This window comes from Cryobacterium sp. MDB2-A-1, assembly GCF_004402675.1.
In the GTDB taxonomy this organism is placed as follows: Bacteria; Actinomycetota; Actinomycetes; order Actinomycetales; family Microbacteriaceae; genus Cryobacterium; species Cryobacterium glucosi.
Map to the genome: position 1 here is coordinate 81,858 of NZ_SOFK01000031.1, position 19,161 is coordinate 101,018.

General features: G+C 68.8%; 17 protein-coding genes and 1 tRNA gene. 12 read left to right on the forward strand and 6 right to left on the reverse strand.

Translation table 11 applies throughout. From position 1 onward, the window contains the following. Window positions 1–117 precede the first annotated feature (117 nt). Together E3O39_RS12995 and E3O39_RS13000 are read left to right on the forward strand one after the other, a co-directional pair. Complete coding sequence (locus E3O39_RS12995; RefSeq protein WP_198413438.1) at window positions 118–900, forward strand: phosphate ABC transporter ATP-binding protein; 783 nt, start codon at window positions 118–120, stop codon at window positions 898–900. Window positions 901–986: 86 nt separating this feature from the next. Then, window positions 987–1,397, forward strand: coding sequence for an arsenate reductase ArsC (locus E3O39_RS13000; protein ID WP_134448237.1), 411 nt, complete (start codon window positions 987–989; stop codon window positions 1,395–1,397). Between the two features lie 79 nt (window positions 1,398–1,476). On the opposite strand, the gene arsB is transcribed toward E3O39_RS13000, so the two are convergent. The 3 genes from arsB to arsD all read right to left on the reverse strand — a co-directional run bounded on the left by arsB (window position 1,477) and on the right by arsD (window position 4,860). Continuing rightward, window positions 1,477–2,571: an ACR3 family arsenite efflux transporter gene (arsB, locus tag E3O39_RS13005; protein ID WP_134448239.1), complete on the reverse strand. Its 1,095-nt coding sequence runs from the start codon at window positions 2,569–2,571 to the stop codon at window positions 1,477–1,479. Window positions 2,572–2,652: 81 nt separating this feature from the next. After that, window positions 2,653–4,422 (reverse strand): arsenical pump-driving ATPase, encoded by a 1,770-nt coding sequence (gene arsA, locus E3O39_RS13010; protein WP_134448241.1) that lies wholly within the window; start codon window positions 4,420–4,422, stop codon window positions 2,653–2,655. Between the two features lie 9 nt (window positions 4,423–4,431). Next, complete coding sequence (gene arsD, locus E3O39_RS13015) at window positions 4,432–4,860, reverse strand: arsenite efflux transporter metallochaperone ArsD (protein WP_134448243.1); 429 nt, start codon at window positions 4,858–4,860, stop codon at window positions 4,432–4,434. Window positions 4,861–4,954: 94 nt separating this feature from the next. Between arsD and E3O39_RS13020 the strand changes: the two genes are divergently transcribed. From E3O39_RS13020 to E3O39_RS13030, 3 genes are read left to right on the forward strand one after another with little or no spacing between them, the layout of a single operon-like run. Beyond that, window positions 4,955–5,305 carry a metalloregulator ArsR/SmtB family transcription factor gene (locus E3O39_RS13020; protein WP_134448245.1) on the forward strand — a complete coding sequence of 117 codons (351 nt, stop codon included), beginning with the start codon at window positions 4,955–4,957 and terminating at the stop codon, window positions 5,303–5,305. A 34-nt stretch (window positions 5,306–5,339) separates the two neighbouring features. After that, entirely contained in the window at window positions 5,340–6,098 is a 759-nt protein-coding gene (arsM, locus tag E3O39_RS13025; RefSeq protein ID WP_134448247.1) for an arsenite methyltransferase, read from the forward strand. A gap of 47 nt (window positions 6,099–6,145) precedes the next feature. Then, window positions 6,146–7,675, forward strand: a complete 1,530-nt coding sequence (locus tag E3O39_RS13030) for a CYTH and CHAD domain-containing protein (RefSeq protein WP_134448249.1) — start codon at window positions 6,146–6,148, stop codon at window positions 7,673–7,675. 52 nt (window positions 7,676–7,727) lie between these two features. On the opposite strand, the gene E3O39_RS13035 is transcribed toward E3O39_RS13030, so the two are convergent. Beyond that, window positions 7,728–8,219 carry a MarR family winged helix-turn-helix transcriptional regulator gene (locus E3O39_RS13035; RefSeq protein WP_134448251.1) on the reverse strand — a complete coding sequence of 164 codons (492 nt, stop codon included), beginning with the start codon at window positions 8,217–8,219 and terminating at the stop codon, window positions 7,728–7,730. Between the two features lie 125 nt (window positions 8,220–8,344). Here E3O39_RS13035 and E3O39_RS13040 point away from each other — a divergent pair. From E3O39_RS13040 to E3O39_RS13050, 3 genes are all read left to right on the forward strand, one after another. After that, a tRNA-Gln gene (locus E3O39_RS13040) sits at window positions 8,345–8,416 on the forward strand. 82 nt (window positions 8,417–8,498) lie between these two features. Beyond that, on the forward strand, window positions 8,499–9,923 hold the full coding sequence (gene glmU / locus E3O39_RS13045) for a bifunctional UDP-N-acetylglucosamine diphosphorylase/glucosamine-1-phosphate N-acetyltransferase GlmU (protein ID WP_134448253.1): 1,425 nt from the start codon (window positions 8,499–8,501) through the stop codon (window positions 9,921–9,923). Continuing rightward, a complete protein-coding gene (locus E3O39_RS13050) occupies window positions 9,924–10,901 on the forward strand; it encodes a ribose-phosphate diphosphokinase (RefSeq protein ID WP_134448255.1) in 978 nt (325 codons plus the stop codon). Window positions 10,902–11,000: 99 nt separating this feature from the next. On the opposite strand, the gene E3O39_RS13055 is transcribed toward E3O39_RS13050, so the two are convergent. Both E3O39_RS13055 and gndA read right to left on the reverse strand, forming a co-directional pair. Next, window positions 11,001–11,387: a hypothetical protein gene (locus E3O39_RS13055; protein WP_134448257.1), complete on the reverse strand. Its 387-nt coding sequence runs from the start codon at window positions 11,385–11,387 to the stop codon at window positions 11,001–11,003. 118 nt (window positions 11,388–11,505) lie between these two features. Further along, on the reverse strand, window positions 11,506–12,909 hold the full coding sequence (gene gndA / locus E3O39_RS13060) for an NADP-dependent phosphogluconate dehydrogenase (protein ID WP_241975212.1): 1,404 nt from the start codon (window positions 12,907–12,909) through the stop codon (window positions 11,506–11,508). 360 nt (window positions 12,910–13,269) lie between these two features. Here gndA and E3O39_RS13065 point away from each other — a divergent pair, with 360 nt between their 5' ends. From E3O39_RS13065 to E3O39_RS13080, 4 genes are all read left to right on the forward strand, one after another. Beyond that, window positions 13,270–13,899, forward strand: coding sequence for a 50S ribosomal protein L25/general stress protein Ctc (locus E3O39_RS13065; RefSeq protein ID WP_134448261.1), 630 nt, complete (start codon window positions 13,270–13,272; stop codon window positions 13,897–13,899). A gap of 49 nt (window positions 13,900–13,948) precedes the next feature. Beyond that, window positions 13,949–14,530 (forward strand): aminoacyl-tRNA hydrolase, encoded by a 582-nt coding sequence (pth, locus tag E3O39_RS13070; RefSeq protein ID WP_134448262.1) that lies wholly within the window; start codon window positions 13,949–13,951, stop codon window positions 14,528–14,530. Between the two features lie 136 nt (window positions 14,531–14,666). Beyond that, window positions 14,667–18,359 carry a transcription-repair coupling factor gene (gene mfd / locus E3O39_RS13075; protein WP_134448264.1) on the forward strand — a complete coding sequence of 1,231 codons (3,693 nt, stop codon included), beginning with the start codon at window positions 14,667–14,669 and terminating at the stop codon, window positions 18,357–18,359. Continuing rightward, window positions 18,356–19,123, forward strand: coding sequence for a MazG family protein (locus E3O39_RS13080; RefSeq protein ID WP_241985071.1), 768 nt, complete (start codon window positions 18,356–18,358; stop codon window positions 19,121–19,123). Before mfd ends, E3O39_RS13080 begins: the two co-directional genes overlap by 4 nt. Window positions 19,124–19,161 lie beyond the last annotated feature (38 nt).

The window sequence follows — 19,161 nt, forward strand, 5'->3', positions numbered from 1 at the left end:
GTGGCCGACGCGCCGGTCAAGGCTCCCCGGCTCGGAGGCTTCAGCGCGCCCTGGCTGAAGCGGCCGTCTGCCGCGGATGCCGGGGTCTACGCGAGCTTCAGCCCGCCGGTGCGCGAGATCGCACCACTCGCAACCCTCGAGGGCCGCAACGTCTCGGCCTGGTTCGGCGAACGCCAGGTGCTCGACCGGGTCAACCTCACCATGCCGGCCGGCATCATCACCTCCCTGATCGGCCCGTCCGGCTGCGGCAAGTCCACGTTCCTGCGCATCCTGAACCGGATGCACGAGCTCGTGCCGTCCGCGAGCCTCGCCGGTGAAGTCCTCCTCGACGGTGAGGACATCTACGACCCCGAACGCAAGCTCGTCGACGCCCGCAAGAGCATCGGCATGGTGTTCCAGAAGCCCAACCCGTTCCCGGCCATGTCGATCTACGACAACGTCATCGCCGGGCTCACCCTCACCGGCAAGCGTGCCTCCAACGATGAGAAAGACTTCCTCGTCGAGAGCTGCCTGACCAAGGCCGGGCTCTGGAAGGAGGTGCGCGACCGGTTGCGCGCGCCCGGTTCCGGACTCTCCGGAGGGCAGCAGCAGCGTCTGTGCATCGCGCGGTCGCTCGCGGTGACCCCGCGCATCCTCTTGATGGACGAACCGTGCTCGGCCCTCGACCCGACTTCCACGCGGGTGATCGAGGAGACCATGCTCGAGCTCGCCCACGAGGTCACGATCGTGATCGTGACGCACAACATGCAGCAGGCACAGCGCGTGTCGCAGAACTGCGCGTTCTTCCTCGCCGCCCAGGGCACGCCCGGCGGCATCGTGGAGCACGGGCCGACCGACGCCATGTTCGGCAACCCGATCGACAGCCGCACCGCCGACTACGTCAACGGCCGTTTCGGCTAGCCCCGGCCGGGTAAAGAAACGATGGGGGATTCTCAAAGCATAGACAAACGTCTATACTTTGAGGACATCGAGAGTGAGGAACCCCCGTGTCTGAGAAGCCCACCGTCCTGTTCGTCTGCATCCACAATGCCGGTCGCTCGCAGATGGCCGCCGGCTATATGCGCGCCCTGTCCGGCGGCGCCGTCGAGGTGCGCTCCGGCGGCTCGGAGCCGGGTGACCAGATCAATCCGATGGCGATCCAGGCCATGAGCGAAGAGGGCATCGACATCTCCCAGGCCGTTCCGCAGCTGATGACCACCGAGCAGGTGCGCGAGTCCGACGTCGTCATCACCATGGGCTGCGGCGACGTCTGCCCGATCTTCCCCGGCAAGCATTACGAGGACTGGGAGCTCGTCGACCCCAAGGGCAAGAGCATCGACGAGGTGCGCCCGATCCGCGACGACATCAAGGCGCGCGTCGAGGCCCTCCTCGCCGAGCTCCTGCCCGCGAGCGTCTAAGCCGACGGCCACGACGGGTGCCGCTGCTCGGGTGGCCACTTCGGCCTGCGCTCTTGGCGGGATTCGTCGTGGTTGAGCGCTAGCTGCGCGGCGCCGGGAACAGGCGGGGCCGGAGCCAGAGCGCCACGTAGACGAGGGCGACGAGGACGGGGACCTCGATCAACGGGCCAACGATGCCCGCGAGGGCCTGACCGCTGCCGGCACCGAAGGTGCCGATCGCGACCGCGATCGCGAGCTCGAAGTTGTTGCCCGCCGCAGTGAAGGCGAGGGTCGCGGTGCGCTCGTACGGCAGGCCGATGAGCTTCCCGAGCAGGAAGCCGGTGAGGAACGTCACGAGGAAGTACACCAGGAGCGGCAGGGCGATCCGGGCCACGTCCAGGGGGTGGTCGATCACTTGCCGGCCCTGAAGTGCGAAGAGAAGCACGATCGTGAAGAGCAACCCGTAGAGCGCGAACGGGCCGACGCGCGGGAGGAACCGGCTTTCGTACCAGTCCCGGCCGCGGGTGGCCTCGCCCACCCGGCGGGACAGGTATCCGGCCAGGAGCGGGATGCCGAGGAACACGAGCACGCTCGCCGTGATGGCCCAGATCGAGAAGTCCGCGCTCGTGGTGGACAGGCCGAGCCAGGCCGGAAGGATCTGCAGGTAGAACCAGCCGAGCGCCGCGAAGGCGAAGACCTGGAAGACGGAGTTGATGGCGACGAGGAAGGCGGCGGCCTCGCGGTCCCCGCAGGCGAGTTCGTTCCAGATCAGCACCATCGCGATGCAGCGGGCGAGGCCGACGATGATCAGCCCGGTGCGGTACTCGGGCAGGTCGGGCAGGAAGATCCAGGCGAGCGTGAACATCAGCGCGGGCCCGACGAGCCAGTTCATCACGAGCGACGAGACCAGAAGGCGCTTATCGCCGGCCACGGCGCGGGCATCCGAATACCGCACCTTCGCGAGCACCGGATACATCATCACGAGCAGGCCGATGGCGATCGGCACGCTGACCGAGCCGATCGTGAACGCGCCGAGCAGCGTGCCGATGCCGGGGGCGGCGACCGCGAGCAGGAGGCCGAAACCCATCGCCGCGAGAATCCAGACCGGGAGGAGCCGGTCGGTGAACCCGAGACGGGCCGGAGCGGTGATCGGGGTGGCGACGGAGGGAACGGTCGGGGTTTCAGGGAAGGGCATGGGGCTCCGCACCATCAGAAAATGAATAGATGAACGTCGATATGACGCGTTCCCACTCTATCGACGAATGTCGATTCACGGTCACCGTGCCGGTTGGGGGCTGAGTGCGGTCAGTGCCGCCAGCTTCTCCTGTCCGATGGGCTCCGCCGGCAGGAGGGCGACGATGGCCATCCGATCCGCGAGGAGACGCACCCGGTCGATCTGTTCGACCTCGCTCGAAGCGCGTGCTCGAAGGAACGGTGACGCCGGGCGGGCCGCGGCCAGGGAGACGTTGACGACCCAGGCCCACGGGTGGATGCCGGCACGTTCGAGGTCGTCCTGCAGACCTTCGGCCTCGAGCACCGGGGTCGTCTCCGCGAGGGTAACCAGAATGACCTTGGTCAGGGCCGGGTCCTGCAGACGCATCAATGGTGTCGTGAACGGAAGCGAGTCGCCGATCTGCCGCGCCATTTCGCGGTGATAGGAACCGGTCGCATCCAGCAGGAGGAGCGTGTGCCCGGTCGGGGCGGTGTCGACGACGACGAATTTCCGGCGCGACTCATGGACGACCCGGGAGAACTGCTGGAAGACGGCGACTTCCTCGGTGCAGGGGGAGAGGAGGTCCTCGGCCAGTGCCGCGCGACCCTCCGCGTCCAGGGCCGTGCCCTTGGTGGCCATCACGTGGTCGCGATACGTCTGCACGGCCAGGGCCGGGTCGATACGGGACACCGCGAGCCCGGGCACGCTGCCGTGCAGGGTCTCGGTGAGGTGAGCGGCGGGGTCGGTGGTGGTGAGGTGCACGGCGTGGCCGCGTTCGGCGAGTGCGACCGCGATGGCCGCGGCGATCGTGGTCTTGCCCACCCCGCCCTTCCCCATGCAGAGCACCAGGCCGTGGTCGTCCCGTTCGATCGCATCCACGAGGGCCGCGAGCGGGGCGTCGGGGAGGGGTTCCCCGGCCTCAACGATCTCGTCGGATTCGCCCGTCCCGGCGCTCGCCGAGAAGAGAGACTGCAGCGCCGGGATGCCGACCATGTTGGCGGCCTTGAGCTCGAGCACGTCCAGCGGGAGGCGGGAGAGAGCGGCGGGCATGGCGGCCAGCGCGGCTCCCTCGCGGGCGCGGACGGCCCGGGTGAGGTCCTCGTCGCCGGCGGCAGCGGGCAGCAGTCCGTTGACGACGACGAAACCGCCGCCGATGCCGATCTGATTCAGCTCGAAGTAGGTGCGTTCGATTTCGGCCAGCGAGGATGCCTGCGCCCGGGCGACGAGGACCAGTCGCGTACGCGCCGGGTCGGTCAGCGCGGCGACAGCGGCGGCGTACATCGAACGGTGCTTGTCGAGCCCCGAGAGCGGGCCGAGGCAGGACGGGTCGCCTTTGCCGGCCTCGAGAAAGTCGGTCCAGGAGCCCGGCAGCTGCAGCAGGCGGATGGTGTGCCCGGTCGGTGCCGTGTCGAAGACGATGTGGTCGTACTGCCCGAAGACGGCTTCGTCGGCGAGCAGGCCGGTGAATTCGTCGAAGGACGCGATCTCGGTCGTGCAGGAACCGGACAGGCCCTCGATGATGCCGGCGAGTTCGTCCTCCGGAAGCAGGCCGCGCACGGGCGCGACGATGCGCTCCCGGTAGGCCGCTGCGGCCTGTTCCGGGTCGATCTCGAGGGCGGAGAGGCCGGGCACACTCGCGAGGGGAGTGACCGTGTTGCCGATCGTCAGGCCGAATACCTGGCCGACGTTGGAGGCGGGGTCGGTGCTGACCAGCAGCACCTTCCTGCCCCGGCCGGCGAGGTCGAGGGCGGTGGCGCAGGCGACCGAGGTCTTTCCGACGCCGCCCTTGCCGGTGAAGAACAGGAAGCGGGGCGGGTCCTCAAGGAATCGCATCGGGGCGGCTTAGCAGCAGCCGGAGGCGCCGCCGCAGCATCCGCCCGATTTTGCGGTGAGGCCCAGCTCGGACCGGGCCGGCTCGACCTGCGACGCGACCGTCGACGCGACCTTCGACGCGACGTTGGACGAGTCACCGAGGCCGGCGAAGCCGAGCAGTTCGTCGCGGCTCGGATAGGTGCCGGTCGCGACGGTGACGCCGTCGACGACGGTCAGGGGGAGGCCCTTCGAGCCCACGGTGTGCATGAAGCCGCGGACCGTCTCGTCGGTGGTGAAGGCGGTCGGGTCGGTGGCGAGGTTGTGGCGTTCGATGTCGGCGCCCAGGTCCTTGAGCCGGCGCACGTCGGCGGTCACGGTGACCAGGGATGCGTCGGTGTCGGTTCCGCAGACCCCGGACTCGCAACACAGGGCCGGCTCGTAGATTCGAATGGCAGCCATCTCGTACTCCTCAATTCACTATATCGACATCCGTCGATACCCCCAGTATGGCCCTCTATATCGACAAGTGTCAATACGCGGCTATGCTGGGCCCATGTCGATCACCTCCCTGCTCCCCATCGCCTCGCGTGGCGCGTGCTGCGCGCCGCTGACGCGCGAGACGCTCGCCGCGGCGGATGCCGTTGACCTCGCGCGCTCGCTCAAGGCCCTCGCGGATCCGACCCGGCTGCGCCTGATCTCGATCGTGGCCGCATCCGAAGGTCAGGAAGCCTGCGCCTGCGACCTGACGGCACCGGTCGGGCTGAGCCAGCCCACTGTGTCCCACCACCTCAAAGTCCTGACCGACGCCGGATTCCTCAGCCGCACCCAGCGCGGCAACTGGGCCCATTTTGCGCTCGTACCCGGCGCGCTCGACTCGGTCGCGCGGCTGCTGACCAGCGCATGACCTCGCAGCGATCGTCCGAAGGAAGGAACCACCCATGACTGAAAAGACAGACATCACCGAGCTCGTCCGCGAACGCTACGCCGCCGCGGCGCTGCAGCTCACCGACGTGTCGGCTGCATCCGGCGCGTGCTGCGTTCCCACCGACCTCGGGAACGGCGACGTCTTCGGATCGGTCCTCTATACGGGCGGGGAGGGGTCCGAAGTCCCCGAGGAAGCGCTGCTGGCGAGCCTCGGCTGCGGCAACCCCACGGCGGTCGCCGACCTGCGCGCCGGGGAAACCGTGCTCGACCTCGGCTCCGGAGGCGGCATCGACGTGCTCCTCTCCGCGCGGCGGGTCGGCCCCACCGGTTTTGCATACGGCCTCGACATGACCGACGAGATGCTGTCCCTCGCCCGGGCCAACGCGGACAAGGCCGGCGCCACGAACGTCGAATTCATCAAGGGCCGGATCGAGCAGATCCCGCTGCCCGACGCATCCGTCGACGTCATCATCTCCAATTGTGTGATCAACCTCTCCGCCGACAAGACCGCCGTCATCACGGAGATGTTCCGGGTCCTCAAGCCCAGCGGGCGGCTCGGGATCTCCGACGTCGTCGCGGAGGACCACCTCAGCGAGCAGGACCGCATCGAGCGCGGCAGCTACGCCGGCTGTATTGCCGGCGCGCTCTCCCACCGGGAATACCTAGACACCCTGGCCGGGGCGGGATTCACCGGGATCAGCGTCGACTACACCCACGAGGTCGCCCCCGACATGCACGGCGCCATCGTCAAGGCGGTCAAGCCCTCCGTCTAGCCGCGTGTGGCGCGGGCCGGGAGGCGCCCGGGCGTACACTGTCGGGCATGAATGCCGTGGATTTTTCCGAGGTTGAGCGCAAATACGACGTCGACGCGGCATCCGTTCTCCCGCCGCTGCATGAGCTCCCCGGCGTGACCTGGGTGGATGCCCCTGTCGACCAGTCGCTCGACGCCGTCTACTTCGACACGGCCGACCTCACCCTTGCCGCGCACCGGATCACACTGCGGCGCCGCACCGGCGGGGACGACGCCGGCTGGCACCTCAAGCTCCCGTCCGGCGTCGACGGTCGCGGCCCCGACGAACGCCGCGAGGTGCACGAACCCCTCGGCAGCGACCCCGAGCTCGTGCCGGCCGGCCTCCAGCAGCGGGTTCGCGTCCTCGTGCGCGACCGGGTGCTCGTGCCCGTCGTGCGGCTCCGCAACCACCGGATCGTGCACGTGCTGCGCGGGGACAACGGCGCCGTGCTCGCCGAGGTCTGCGACGACAGCGTCCTGGCCGACCGCCTCGGTGCCGACCCGCTCCGCCAGGAGTGGCGGGAATGGGAGATCGAACTCGTCGACGGCGCCCCCGAGCTGCTCGACGCCGTCGCGGAGGCCTTCGCCGCCGGGGGAGTCCGTCGCGCAGGCTACCCCTCGAAGCTCGGCCGTGCCCTCGGCGACCGCATTCCCGCAGCCCCGCCGGCCCCACCGGCGACGCCGACCCGGTCGAGTACGACGGGGGCCCTGCTGCTCGCCTACCTCGACGCCCAGATGCGGGTACTCGTCAACCAGGACCCGCTCGTGAGGCGCGACGACGCCGAAGCCGTGCACCAGATGCGGGTCGCGACCCGGCGGATGCGCTCGGTGCTGGCCACCTATCGCGACCTGCTTCCGAACGGGCTGGCCAACACCCTCGGGGACGAACTCCAGTGGATCGCCCGTGTGCTCGGCGCCGCCCGCGACAACGAGGTCCTGCACCACAACCTCGCCAGGTCGCTCTCGTCCGAGCCGGCGAAGCTCGTGGTCGGGCACGTCAGGAAGCGCCTGGACGCGCACTTCGCGGCCGACCTCGCCACGGCGCAGCAGGCGGCGGATGTCGTGCTCGACAGCCCACGCTACTTCCGGCTGCTCGACGCACTCGACGCCCTCATCGCGGAGCCGCCGTTCACCGCGCTCGCGAAGAAGCCGGCCAAGTCGGTGGTACCTGGTCTCGTCAAGCGTGATGGCGCCCGACTGCGCAAGGCCGTTCGCGACGCTCGCGCCGTGCCGCAGGGCCCCGATCACGACGCAGCCCTGCACGAGGTGCGCAAGATCGCCAAGCGCCTGCGGTATACGACGGAGTCTGCGCTCATCCTGAGTCCGAAACGTGCGGCCAGGCTTGTGGCCGCCGCCCGACTGGTCCAGGACATCCTCGGCGAGCACCACGACAGCGTCGTCGCCCGCGGGGTGCTGCTCACCCTCGGCATGCGCGCCTTCATCGACAATGAGAACTCGTTCACGTACGGCCGCCTCCACGCGACCGAACAGTTCCGGGGTGCGCACCTCGAGAGCCGGTTCCGGTCGGCGTGGAAAAGCTTCCCCAAGTCCGTGCTCTGACGCCGTCGACCCCGGTCAGGGCTCCGCCGCGATTCTTGCGGTGCGCGCGAGCTCAGTCGAAGTCGAGGCTGAGCTTGCGCAGCAGGGAGGCGAGGCGTTCGCGTTCGCTGGCCGTGAGCGTCGCGAGCAGCTCGGCCTCGGCGTCGACGAGGCGGGTGATCGCGGCATCGACCCGGATCAGCCCGTCGGGGTTCATCACGACGAAGATGCCGCGGCCGTCGTTGGGGTCGGTGCGCCGGGTGACGAGGCCGCGCTCGACGAGCCGGTCGATCCGGTTCGTCATGGTTCCGCTCGACACGAGCGTCTGTTGCAGCAGCGCCTTGGGGCTGAGTTCGTACGGTGCGCCCTCGCGGCGGAGCGCCGACAGCACGTCGAACTCCCACGACTCCAGTTCGGAGCGGGAGAACGCGGTGCGCCTGGCCCGGTCAAGGTGCTTGGCGAGGCGACCGACCCGGCTGAGCACCTGCAACGGGGCGAAATCGAGGTCCGGCCGCTCGCGCAGCCAGGCATCCACGATGCGGTCTACTTCGTCATTGCCGGGCATCGTCCTATTATCCAGCCAGCCGGGGCATCCGCCTGCACAGCACGGGTCATCGGTACGCCCGGCTGCGCGCCGCAGCCGATACTTCTGGCAGACTTATCAGCGTTGGTCGGCTCCGGCCGGCGAATTCCGCCGTGGTGTAATGGCAGCACGACAGCCTTTGGAGCTGTTAGGTCCAGGTTCGAGTCCTGGCGGCGGAGCCGTAGATCATTACCAGTGCTGCATTCCAGTGGCGCCCGCACCCGGTCTTCCCGGCCGGCAACACAGAAGCACGAGGACCCCGTGACCGATTCCCGTCTCGCCATCGTCGTCCTGGCCGCAGGCCAGGGCACCCGGATGAAATCCGCGACTCCCAAGCTGTTGCACCCCCTCGCCGGGCTGCCCATCCTCAGCCACGTGCTCGCGACGGCATCCGCGTTGAACGCCGCGCACGTCGTGACCGTCGTGCGCCACGAACGCGACCGGCTCGTCGACATCGTCGAGGCCGACCTGCCCGAGAGCATCGTCGTCGACCAGGACGAGGTCCCGGGAACCGGCCGGGCCGTCGAGCAGGCCATCGAGGCCCTGCCCGCCGACTTCGAGGGCGACGTGCTCGTCGTCAGCGGCGACGTTCCCCTCCTGAACGCGGCGACCCTCGCGAGCTTCATCACCGCGCACCGCGAACGCGCCGTCGCGGCGACCGTGCTGTCCGCCTTCCCCGACGACTCCACCGGCTACGGCCGCATCGTGCGCGACGAAGCCGGAGCCTTCGACCGCATCGTGGAACAGAAGGACGCCAGCCCCGAGGAACGCCTGATCACGGAGACGAACGCCGGCGTCTACGTCTTCGGCATCACCGAACTGCGTGCGCAGCTCGCCCGCATCACGACTGAGAACGTCCAGGGCGAGAAGTACCTCACCGACGTGATCGGCCTGCTCCGCGAGTCCGGCTCCGATGTGCGCGCCGTTCCGGTAGCGGATGCCTGGCTCGTGGCCGGCATCAACGACCGGGCCCAGCTCGCCGAGTCCGCCCGGCAGCTCAATGCGCTCATCGTGCGCGGCTGGCAGCTCGCCGGCGTGACCGTGCAGGACCCTGCGACGACCTGGATCGACCTCGCCGTCACGATCGCGCCCGACGTCACGATCAAGCCGGGCACCCAGATCCTCGGGGCGACGGTCATCGAGACCGGCGCCGTCGTCGGACCGGACACGACCCTCGTGGACTGCGAGATCGGCGCGAACGCCGAGGTGAAGCGCACGGACGCGACCCTCGCGGTGATCGGTGCCGGCGCATCCGTCGGCCCGTTCTCGTACCTGCGGCCCGGCACGATTCTCGGCGCGGACGGCAAGATCGGCACCTTTGTCGAGACCAAGAACGCCGTCATCGGCGAGGGCAGCAAGGTGCCGCACCTGAGCTACGTCGGCGACGCGACGGTCGGTGTGCACTCCAACATCGGGGCGGGGACGATCTTCGCGAACTACAACGGCGTGACGAAATCGCCGAGCGTCGTGGGGTCGCATGTGCGCACCGGGTCGCACAACGTCTTCGTCGCGCCCGTTAGGATTGGGGACGGGGCTTACACCGGTGCCGGTACCATCGTCCGCAAGGACGTGCCGGCCGGAGCTTTGGCTCTCACCGTGGCCCCACAACGCAATATGGACGGCTGGGTTCAGACCAACCGCCCGGGAACCGACGCGGCGGAAGCCGCGGCTAAGAGCGGAGACTAGGTGCCTGGAATCAATGCCAGCGGCGAGAAACGACTTGTATTGGTTTCGGGGCGAGCACACCCGCAACTGGCACTGGACATCGCCAAGGAGCTCGGTACCGAACTCGTGCACACCGACGCACGTACCTTCGCGAACGGCGAGATCTACGCCCGTTTCGACGAGAGCGTGCGCGGCAGTGACACCTTTGTGATCCAGTCGCACACCAACCCGATCAATGAATGGCTGATGGAACAGCTCATCATGGTCGACGCGCTCAAGCGGGCCTCCGCCAAGCGCATCACGGTTGTTGCGCCGTTCTACCCTTACGCCCGCCAGGACAAGAAGGGCCGCGGCCGCGAGCCGGTATCGGCCCGCCTCGTCGCCGACCTGTTCAAGGTCGCCGGCGCCGACCGCATTATGTCGATCGACCTGCACGCCGCCCAGATCCAGGGCTTCTTCGACGGCCCCGTCGACCACCTCTTCGCGATGCCGGTGCTGCTCGAGCACTTCCAGGAGAAGCTCGACCCCGCAACGCTGACCGTGGTGTCGCCCGACATGGGCCGCGTCCGCGTCGCCGACATCTGGAGCGACAAGCTCGGCGCCCCCCTGGCGATCATCCACAAGCGCCGTGACCCGCTGGTGCCGAACCGCGTCTCCGTGCACGAGATCGTCGGCCAGGTCTCCGGTCGCGTCTGCCTGCTTGTCGACGACATGATCGACACCGGACGCACCATCGTCCTCGCCGCCGAGGCACTGCGTGCCGCCGGAGCGATCGGCGTCGTCGTCGCCGCGACCCACGCCGTGTTCAGCCACCCCGCGCTCGAGCTGCTGCAGAACCCGGCGATCACCGAGGTCGTCGTCACCGACACCCTGCCGATCCCCCCGGAGAAGCGCTTCCCGACCCTGACCGTTCTGCCGATCGCCCCGCTTCTGGCCCGCGCGATCCACGAGGTCTTCGACGAGGGATCCGTCACGTCGATGTTCGAGGGCGCCGCGTAACCCACGCTGCCCCTACCGACGGATGCCCCGCTCACCCGAGCGGGGCATCCGTCGTTAACCGCCGCGACACCCTGTGGGGCGCGCACGGGCAGCGGATGCCTAGGCCGGCACGACCGGTGGGCCGAACCCCGGCGCGCGGGGGATCAGGCCGAGCGAGATCACCCAGGTCTCCCGCTCGTGCACGTCGATCGCGTAACACTGCCAGCCGAACCCGCCGGGCCCGGCCAGGTCGAAGCGCGCGGTGGACCCCTCCGCGAGCGGGTAGTAGTGAGCGACCGCAACGGAGCACCCGTTCGTGGCGGTGACGGATGCGATCTGCATCGACGTGAGGATCCCCGGCACGATCAGCGCCACGAGCCCGAGTACGACGGCGAGGCGCATCACCAGCAGCATCCGCCTGCTGCGCAGCGGCCGCGCGCTGTCGTGCGGCTCATACCCGGCGAGCTCGGGGTGCTCGTGCTGCTCGCTACCGTCGTCGTCGTTCATCGTGGGGTCCAGTATCGCAAATTGCGCTCCCATTCTCCGCGAGAGCGTAAAAAGTGCCCCTTCCCGCAGCGGGAAGGGGCACTTTTTACGCTCTCGCGGAGAGAGGTGGATGCCGCGACTAGTGAGTGGAGGCCTCCGTGGCGATTTCGGTGCGGTCGCCCGACCACAGGGTGTGGAACACGCCGGGCTTGTCGACGCGCTTGTATGTGTGCGCTCCGAAGAAGTCGCGCTGGCCCTGCACGAGGGCGGCGGGCAGACGTTCCGCGGCGAGCGAGTCGAAGTAGCTCAGGGCCGAGGCGAAGCCGGGAACCGGGATGCCCGAAAGCGCAGCGGTCGAGACGACGCGACGCCAGGCCGACTCGCCGGCGGCGACGGCCGCGGCGAAGAACGGGTCGACGAGCAGCGTCGGGATCGACGGGTCGTTCGCGTAGGCATCCACGATGCGGTTCAGGAACTGGGCGCGGATGATGCAGCCGCCGCGCCAGATCGTGGCGACGGCGCCCTTGTCGATGCTCCAGTTGTACTTGGCGGCACCGGCGATGATCTCGTCGAAGCCCTGCGCGTACGCGACGACCTTCGACGCGTAGAGCGCCTGGCGCACGTCGTCGACGAAGGTGTGGCCGACGACGGCGATCTCGGGGCGGGCGCTGATCGAGGCGCGCACCGGTCCGCGCTGCTCGGGGTGGCTCGACACGGCGCGGGCGAACACGGCCTCCGCGATTCCGGCGACGGGCACGCCGAGGTCGAGCGCGTTCTGCACGGTCCAGACGCCGGTTCCCTTGGAGCCGGCCTCGTCGAGGACGATGTCGATGAACGGCAGTCCGGTCTCGGCGTCGACCTGGCGGAGCACCTCGGCGGTGATCTCGATCAGGTAGCTCTCGAGGTCGCCCTTGTTCCACTCGGTGAACACGTCGGCGATGGCGGCGGGGGAGTGGCCGGTCACATGACGGAGCAGGTCGTACGCCTCGGCGATGAGCTGCATGTCGGCGTATTCGATGCCGTTGTGCACCATCTTGACGAAGTGGCCTGCGCCGTCGGTGCCGATGTGGGTGACGCACGGCACGCCGTCGACGACGGCGGCGATCGACTCGAGGATCGGGCCGAGGGTCTCGTAGGCGAGCGCGGAGCCGCCGGGCATGATGCTCGGGCCCTTGAGCGCGCCCTCTTCGCCGCCGGAGATGCCGGCGCCGACGAAGTTGATGCCGGTCGCGCTGATCGCCTTTTCGCGGCGGATGGTGTCGTGGAAGTCCGCGTTGCCGCCGTCGACGATGATGTCGCCGGGCTCGAACAGCTCGGCGAGCTGGCTGATGACCGCGTCCGTGCCCTTTCCGGCCTGGACCATGATGATGGCGGTGCGCGGGCGGCTCAGCGACGCGACGAAGTCCTCGATGGTCTCCGAGGCGACGAAGCCGGCCTCGGGGTGTTCCGTCATGAGGGTCTGGGTGCGCACGTACGAGCGGTTGTAGACCGCGACGGTGTTCCCCTCCCGGCTGGCGAGGTTGCGGGCGAGATTCGAGCCCATCACCGCCAGTCCGACGACGCCAATATTTGCCTGTGCTGTACCGGTTTCGGTCACGTTCGCTCCTTCAAAATGGTTGGTCTAGAACCATGTTCAAGGTTAGTCGGTCGGGCTGGGCACCTGCCCGACGGGGGCGGGCGGATGCTGGTGCACGGTTCCCGCACACTCCGCTAGGCTTAGCAGTTGAACTTCGGCGAGGGCTGCCAGGCGTGTCACGCACGCTCGGCATCCGTTATCGACGCGGCGAAATGCTTCACGGCCTTTCCTCACGCGACACGCGTTCGAGTTGAACCAGCACCCATACGCGCGGTCATCGGCTGCGCAACTGATCTGGGCCGTAGAGGCCTGACAAGGAGACACATCATGGCTGAGGCCAAGGACAAAAAGGTCATCGACAACAAGATCGATGCCGACCTGCGCACCAAGTTCGGCAAGGGTGCGGCCCGCAAGCTGCGCGTGCTCGGCAAGATTCCGGCCGTCATCTACGGCCACGGCACCGACCCGGTGCACGTTGCACTTCCGTCCCACCAGATCGGCCTGATCCTGCGTCGCGCCAACGCGGTGCTCGAGCTCGAGGTCAACGGCGAGACCCACCTGACCCTCGTCAAGGACGTCCAGAAGGACCCGGTCCGTCAGATCATCGAACACCTCGACCTCATCGTCATCCGCAAGGGTGAAAAGGTCCAGGTTGACGTCGCCGTGCACCTGACCGGTGAGATCATCGCCGGAAACGTCATCGACCTGGACATCAAGAGCCTGCTGCTCGAGGTCGAAGCGACCAACATCCCGCAGAACATCGTTGTCAACGTCGATGGCCTCGACGAGGGTGCCCAGATCAAGGCCGGCGAGATCGTCCTTCCCGACGGTGCCGTGCTCATCTCCGATGCAGACGCCGTCGTCATCAGCGTGCACCTACCCGAGGCCGAGGAAGAGGAAGAGGCCGTTGCCGACGCCGACGCCGAGGCCGTTGTCGAGGAAGCCCCCGCCGAGTAGCATTCGCTTCACGCTTTCTGCCTGATCTCGTCGAACAAGGAGGATTTCCCTGGACGAGAATCTCTGGCTCGTAGTCGGGCTCGGTAACCCCGGGCCCGACTACGCCGGAAACCGCCACAACGTCGGCCACATGGTGACCGCCGTGCTCGCCGACCGACTGTCGGCGAATTTCAAGACCCACAAGACCAACTCGACGGTTGCTTCCGGGCGCAGTTTCCCCGGGGGCCCCGGGCTCGTGCTCGCGACGCCGAACACCTATATGAACGTGTCCGGCGGACCGGTGGCCGCCCTGCTGCGGTTCTACTCGCTCGAACCGGATCGCCTGATCGTCGTGCACGACGAGCTCGACCTGCCGTTCGACACGCTCAAGATCAAGGTCGGCGGCGGTCACGGGGGCCACAACGGGCTCCGCGACATCATCGCGGCCATCGGCACGAAGGACTTCGTGCGTATCCGCCTCGGCCTGGGCCGCCCGCCCGGTCGCCAGGCACCGGCCGACTTCGTGTTGCACGACTTCTCCAAGGTCGAGCGCGAGACCCTGCCGAACCTGCTCGAAGACGCAGCGGATGCGATCCAGCTGATCGCGGCGGAGGGCGTCACCGTCGCCCAGCAGAAGTTCCACGCGCCCTGACCCGCCCGCGACAGTGACCGTCCGCGACAGTGACCGTCCCGACCGCGAGAATCGCCGTTCCGGTCGAGAGTCACCGGTGTGGCGGCGACTGTCGACCGGAAAGGCGACTGTCGGCGGTGCTGCGTAGAATTGCCGGGTGACCCTCCACGGCGTAATTGCCACACTTTCGCGCGCCTCCACGTTCGACCGAGCCCTCGCGTGCGCGGGCCGCGACGCCGACTTCTCGCTCACCGAAGGCCTCAGGGCTCCCGTGCTCGCCGCGCTCCTCGAACAGCGCGCCCGGCTCGGCAAGGCCCCGGCCCTGCTGGTCATCACCGCCACCGGGCGTGAGTCCGAATACCTGCACGACAACCTCGACTGCTTCACCGAAGACGCCGAGATCATCGGTTTCCCGGCCTGGGAGACGCTCCCGCACGAGCGGCTGAGCCCGAGTGCCGAGATCGTCGGCAAGCGGCTCTTCGCACTGCGGCGGATGCGCGAGTGGGAGGAGACCGACCCGGCCCTTCGCCGCCCGCTCATCGTGATCGCATCCGTGCGCGCAGCCCTGCAGCCCGTCGCGGACAACCTCACCGACTTCGCGCCCATCGTGCTCACGGCCGGCGCCCGCGGCAACGACCTGGGCGCGCTCGCCGTGCAGCTCGTCGAACTCGCGTACACCCGCGTCGACATGGTGACCCGCCGCGGCGAGTTCGCCGTGCGCGGCGGCATCCTCGACGTGTTCCCCTCGATCGCCCCGCATCCGTCCCGCGTCGAGTTCTTCGGCGACGAGGTTGAACAGATCCGCGCCTTCTCCGTCGCCGACCAGCGCTCCCTGCCAGAACCGGTCGCCTCGGTGAGTCTGCCGCCGAGCCGCGAGCTGCTGCTGAGCCCCGCCGTGCGGCAGCGCGCCCGCGAGATGCAGCACGAGTTCCCCAGCCTCGCCGGCCTCCTCGCGAAGATCGCGGAGGGTATCCCTGTCGAGGGCATGGAGAGCCTCGCGCCCGCCCTCGTCGACCGGCTCGTGCCGATCACGCACTACCTCCCCGCCGAAGCCGCCGTCGCCGTGGTCTCGCCCGAACGCGTCGCCAGCAGGGCGATCAGCCTCGCCGAGACGAACCGCGAGTTCCTCGGGGCGGCCTGGAGCGCAGCGACCGCGGGTGCAGACGCCCCGATCGACCTCGAGTCCGGCGACTTCCTCACCCTCGGCCGGCTGCGCGACTCGGTCACGCACACCGCTCCCGGCGCGCCGGCCTCCGCGCACGTCTGGTGGACTTTCAGTTCCTTCCAGGCCGCCCCGACGGATGCCCCGGTCCTGCCAGAGCACCGCGAAATCGACGACCTCCTCACCCTCAGGGTCGAGGGCGAGGCGGTCCCCAGTTTCCAGGGCAGCGTCGAGGGCGCCATCGGGCACCTCAGCAGCCGGATGAAGGACGGCTGGACGGTCGGCGTGCTCGCCCAGGGTGCCGGGCTCGTCGAACGAGCCGCCGCGGTGCTCGCCGAGCACGAACTCCCCGCCCGGATCGTGACCGAATGGCCGTCAGAACCGGAACCCGGCATCGCGTACCTGCTGAAGGCATCCGTCGACCACGGTTTCGAGCTCGCCGAGACGAAGCTCACCCTCGTCAGCGAGTCCGAGTTCTACGGCCGCACGGTCGGCTACGACGCCCGCCAGGTGAAGAAGCTCGCGAGCCGGCGCAAGAACGTCGTCGACCCGCTGCAGCTCAAGACCGGCGACCACGTCGTGCACCAGACCCACGGCATCGGCCGGTTCGTCGAACTGACCCAGCGCGAGGTGTCGAGCGGCGGCCGCAACCCGGTCAAGACCAAGCGCGAGTACCTCGTGCTCGAGTACGCGCCGTCCAAGCGCGGGCACCCCGGCGACAAGCTCTTCGTGCCCACCGACCAGCTCGACCTCGTCAGCCGGTACATCGGCGGTGAGGCGCCCGCGCTCAGCAAGATGGGCGGCAGCGACTGGTCGAGCGCGAAGTCGAAGGCCCGGCACGCGGTGCGGGACATCGCCGTCGAGCTCGTCAAGCTCTACTCGGCACGGATGGCGAGCAAGGGCCATGCCTTCGGGCCCGACACGCCCTGGCAGCGCGAGCTCGAGGAGGCGTTCCCGTTCGCGGAGACCCCCGACCAGCTCACGACGATCGACGAGGTCAAGGCCGACATGGAACGGCCCATCCCGATGGACCGGCTCCTCTCCGGCGACGTCGGCTTCGGCAAGACCGAGGTCGCCGTGCGCGCAGCATTCAAGGCGATCCAGGACGGCAAGCAGGTCGCGATCCTGGTGCCGACGACCCTGCTGGTGCGCCAGCACATGGAGACCTTCCAGGAGCGATTCGCCGGGTTCCCCGTGCACATCCGCGCCCTGAGCCGGTTCCAGACCGAGAAGGAATCCCGGGAGACCGTCGCCGGCATCCTCGACGGCACGGTCGACCTGGTGATCGGCACCCACCGGCTCCTGACCGGGTCGATCATCTTCAAGGACCTCGGCCTCGTCATCATCGATGAGGAGCAGCGGTTCGGCGTCGAGCACAAGGACGCCCTCAAGAAGCTCAAGACCAACGTCGACATTCTCGCCATGAGCGCGACGCCGATCCCGCGCACCCTCGAGATGGCGGTCACGGGCATCCGCGAGATGTCGACCCTCGCGACCCCGCCGGAGGACCGGCACCCGATCCTCACGTTCGTCGGGCCGTACTCCGACCGGCAGGTCGCCGCGGCCATCCGGCGCGAGCTGCTCCGCGAAGGCCAGATCTTCGTCGTGCACAACCGGGTGTCGAGCATCAACAGGATCGCCGCTCACATCGCCGAACTCGTACCGGAGGCCCGGATCGCCGTCGCACACGGGCAGCTGCCCGAGGCGCAGCTCGAACAGGTCGTCGTCGACTTCTGGGAGCGCAAGTTCGACGTGCTCGTCTCGACGACGATCATCGAGACCGGCCTCGACATCGCCAACGCGAACACCATCATCATCGACAGGGCGGACAAGTTCGGGCTGAGCCAGCTGCACCAGCTGCGCGGCCGGGTCGGCCGCGGCCGGGAGCGCGCGTACGCATACTTCCTCTACGACGAGAACAAGCCGCTCACCGAGATCGCCCACGACCGGCTCTCCACGATCGCCGCGAACAACGAGCTCGGCGCCGGCATGCAGGTCGCCCTGAAAGACCTCGAGATCCGCGGGGCGGGCAACCTGCTCGGCGGCGAACAGGCCGGGCACATCGCCGGGGTCGGTTTCGACCTCTACCTGCGGATGATCGGCGAGGCGGTGAGCGCCTTCCGCGGCGACGTCGCAGAGGGCCAGACCGAGCTCCGGCTCGAGCTGCCCGTCGACGCGCACATCCCCGAGGACTACGTCGACAGCGAGCGCCTCCGCCTCGAGGCCTACCAGAAGCTCTCCGCGGCGAGCTCGCCGACCGCGGCCAGGGACCAGATCGACCTCGTGCTCGAGGAACTCACCGACCGCTACGGCGAACCCCCGCAGTCGGTGCAGAACCTGATCCTGGTCTCCCGGCTGCGCTGGCTCTCCCAGCAGGCCGGCCTGAGCGAGGTCGTCGCGATGGGCTCCAACCTGCGGGTCGCCTCTGCCGACCTCGCCGACTCGATGCAGGTGCGCCTGAAGCGGATGTACCCCGGCTCGCGGTACACCGTCGCAACCGGGGCCATCATGGTGCCGATGCCGCGGATCAACGACGAACCGCTCGGCGACGCCGCCTTGATCGCCTGGGCCGGCTCCCTGCTCGCCGCGATCTTCCCCCGTCCCGTCGAGGAGCCCGCTGCGCCGGGTGCCGCACCCAAGGCCGCACCGACGACCACGCAGCACCCCAACCCCAGGAGGAAGTCGTGACCGACGCCAACCCGATCGACGCCCCGATCGACCCGCGGACCGATACCCCGATCGACGTCCTCGTCCGGACGGTCGCGCGGCTGCGCGCTCTCGGCGGCTGCCCCTGGGACATGGAGCAGACCCACGCCTCCCTCGTGCCCTACCTGCTCGAGGAAAGCCACGAGCTGGTCGAGGCGATCGAGGCCGGTGGCCGCGAGGAACTCCTCGAGGAACTCGGCGACGTGCTCTACCAGGTCCTCTTCCATGCCGACCTCGCCGCGCACACCGCCGGCGAGGACTTCGACCTGCAGGATGTCGCCGCGAGCCTCACCCGGAAACTCGAGGGCCGGCATCCGCACGTCTTCGGAGACCTCGACCTCGCGACCGCGGACGACGTCGCCGCGGCCTGGGACGGTTTCAAGGCCACCGAGAAGCCCGGCCGCACGAGCGTGCTCGACGGCATCCCGCAGGGCATGCCCGCTCTCGCCCTCGCTGACAAGGTGCTCGGGCGCGCCCAGAAGATCGGGCTGCTCGATGCGGACGGCGCCGACTTCCCGCTCCCGCTCGAGAGCGAGGACGAGCTCGGCCCCCTGCTGCTCGCAATCGTCTCCGCGGCGAAGGCTCGCGGCCTCGACTCCGAACGCGCCCTGCGCACCGCCGTGCGTGGGCTCCAGGACGAGATCCGTTCCGCTGAGCTCGACAGCGCGGGGCTCGACGGTGCAGCGGATGCCGCGACCGACTTCTCGGATGCCGGCATCATCGGCCTCCCCGCCGACAACGACTGACCGCCACCGGGCCGGGCCGCCCGGCCCGACCTGAGACA

Excerpts from the sequence above, each read along its gene's own strand:
- E3O39_RS13055 (WP_134448257.1), bottom strand. The coding sequence starts at position 11,387 with ATGAACGACGACGACGGTAGCGAGCAGCACGAGCACCCCGAGCTCGCC.
- gndA (WP_241975212.1), bottom strand. The coding sequence starts at position 12,909 with ATGGGCTCGAATCTCGCCCGCAACCTCGCCAGCCGGGAGGGGAACACC.
- arsM (WP_134448247.1), top strand. The coding sequence starts at position 5,340 with ATGACTGAAAAGACAGACATCACCGAGCTCGTCCGCGAACGCTACGCC.
- E3O39_RS13065 (WP_134448261.1), top strand. The coding sequence starts at position 13,270 with ATGGCTGAGGCCAAGGACAAAAAGGTCATCGACAACAAGATCGATGCC.
- arsB (WP_134448239.1), bottom strand. The coding sequence starts at position 2,571 with ATGCCCTTCCCTGAAACCCCGACCGTTCCCTCCGTCGCCACCCCGATC.
- E3O39_RS13030 (WP_134448249.1), top strand. The coding sequence starts at position 6,146 with ATGAATGCCGTGGATTTTTCCGAGGTTGAGCGCAAATACGACGTCGAC.
- E3O39_RS13035 (WP_134448251.1), bottom strand. The coding sequence starts at position 8,219 with ATGCCCGGCAATGACGAAGTAGACCGCATCGTGGATGCCTGGCTGCGC.
- E3O39_RS13020 (WP_134448245.1), top strand. The coding sequence starts at position 4,955 with ATGTCGATCACCTCCCTGCTCCCCATCGCCTCGCGTGGCGCGTGCTGC.
- arsA (WP_134448241.1), bottom strand. The coding sequence starts at position 4,422 with ATGCGATTCCTTGAGGACCCGCCCCGCTTCCTGTTCTTCACCGGCAAG.
- arsD (WP_134448243.1), bottom strand. The coding sequence starts at position 4,860 with ATGGCTGCCATTCGAATCTACGAGCCGGCCCTGTGTTGCGAGTCCGGG.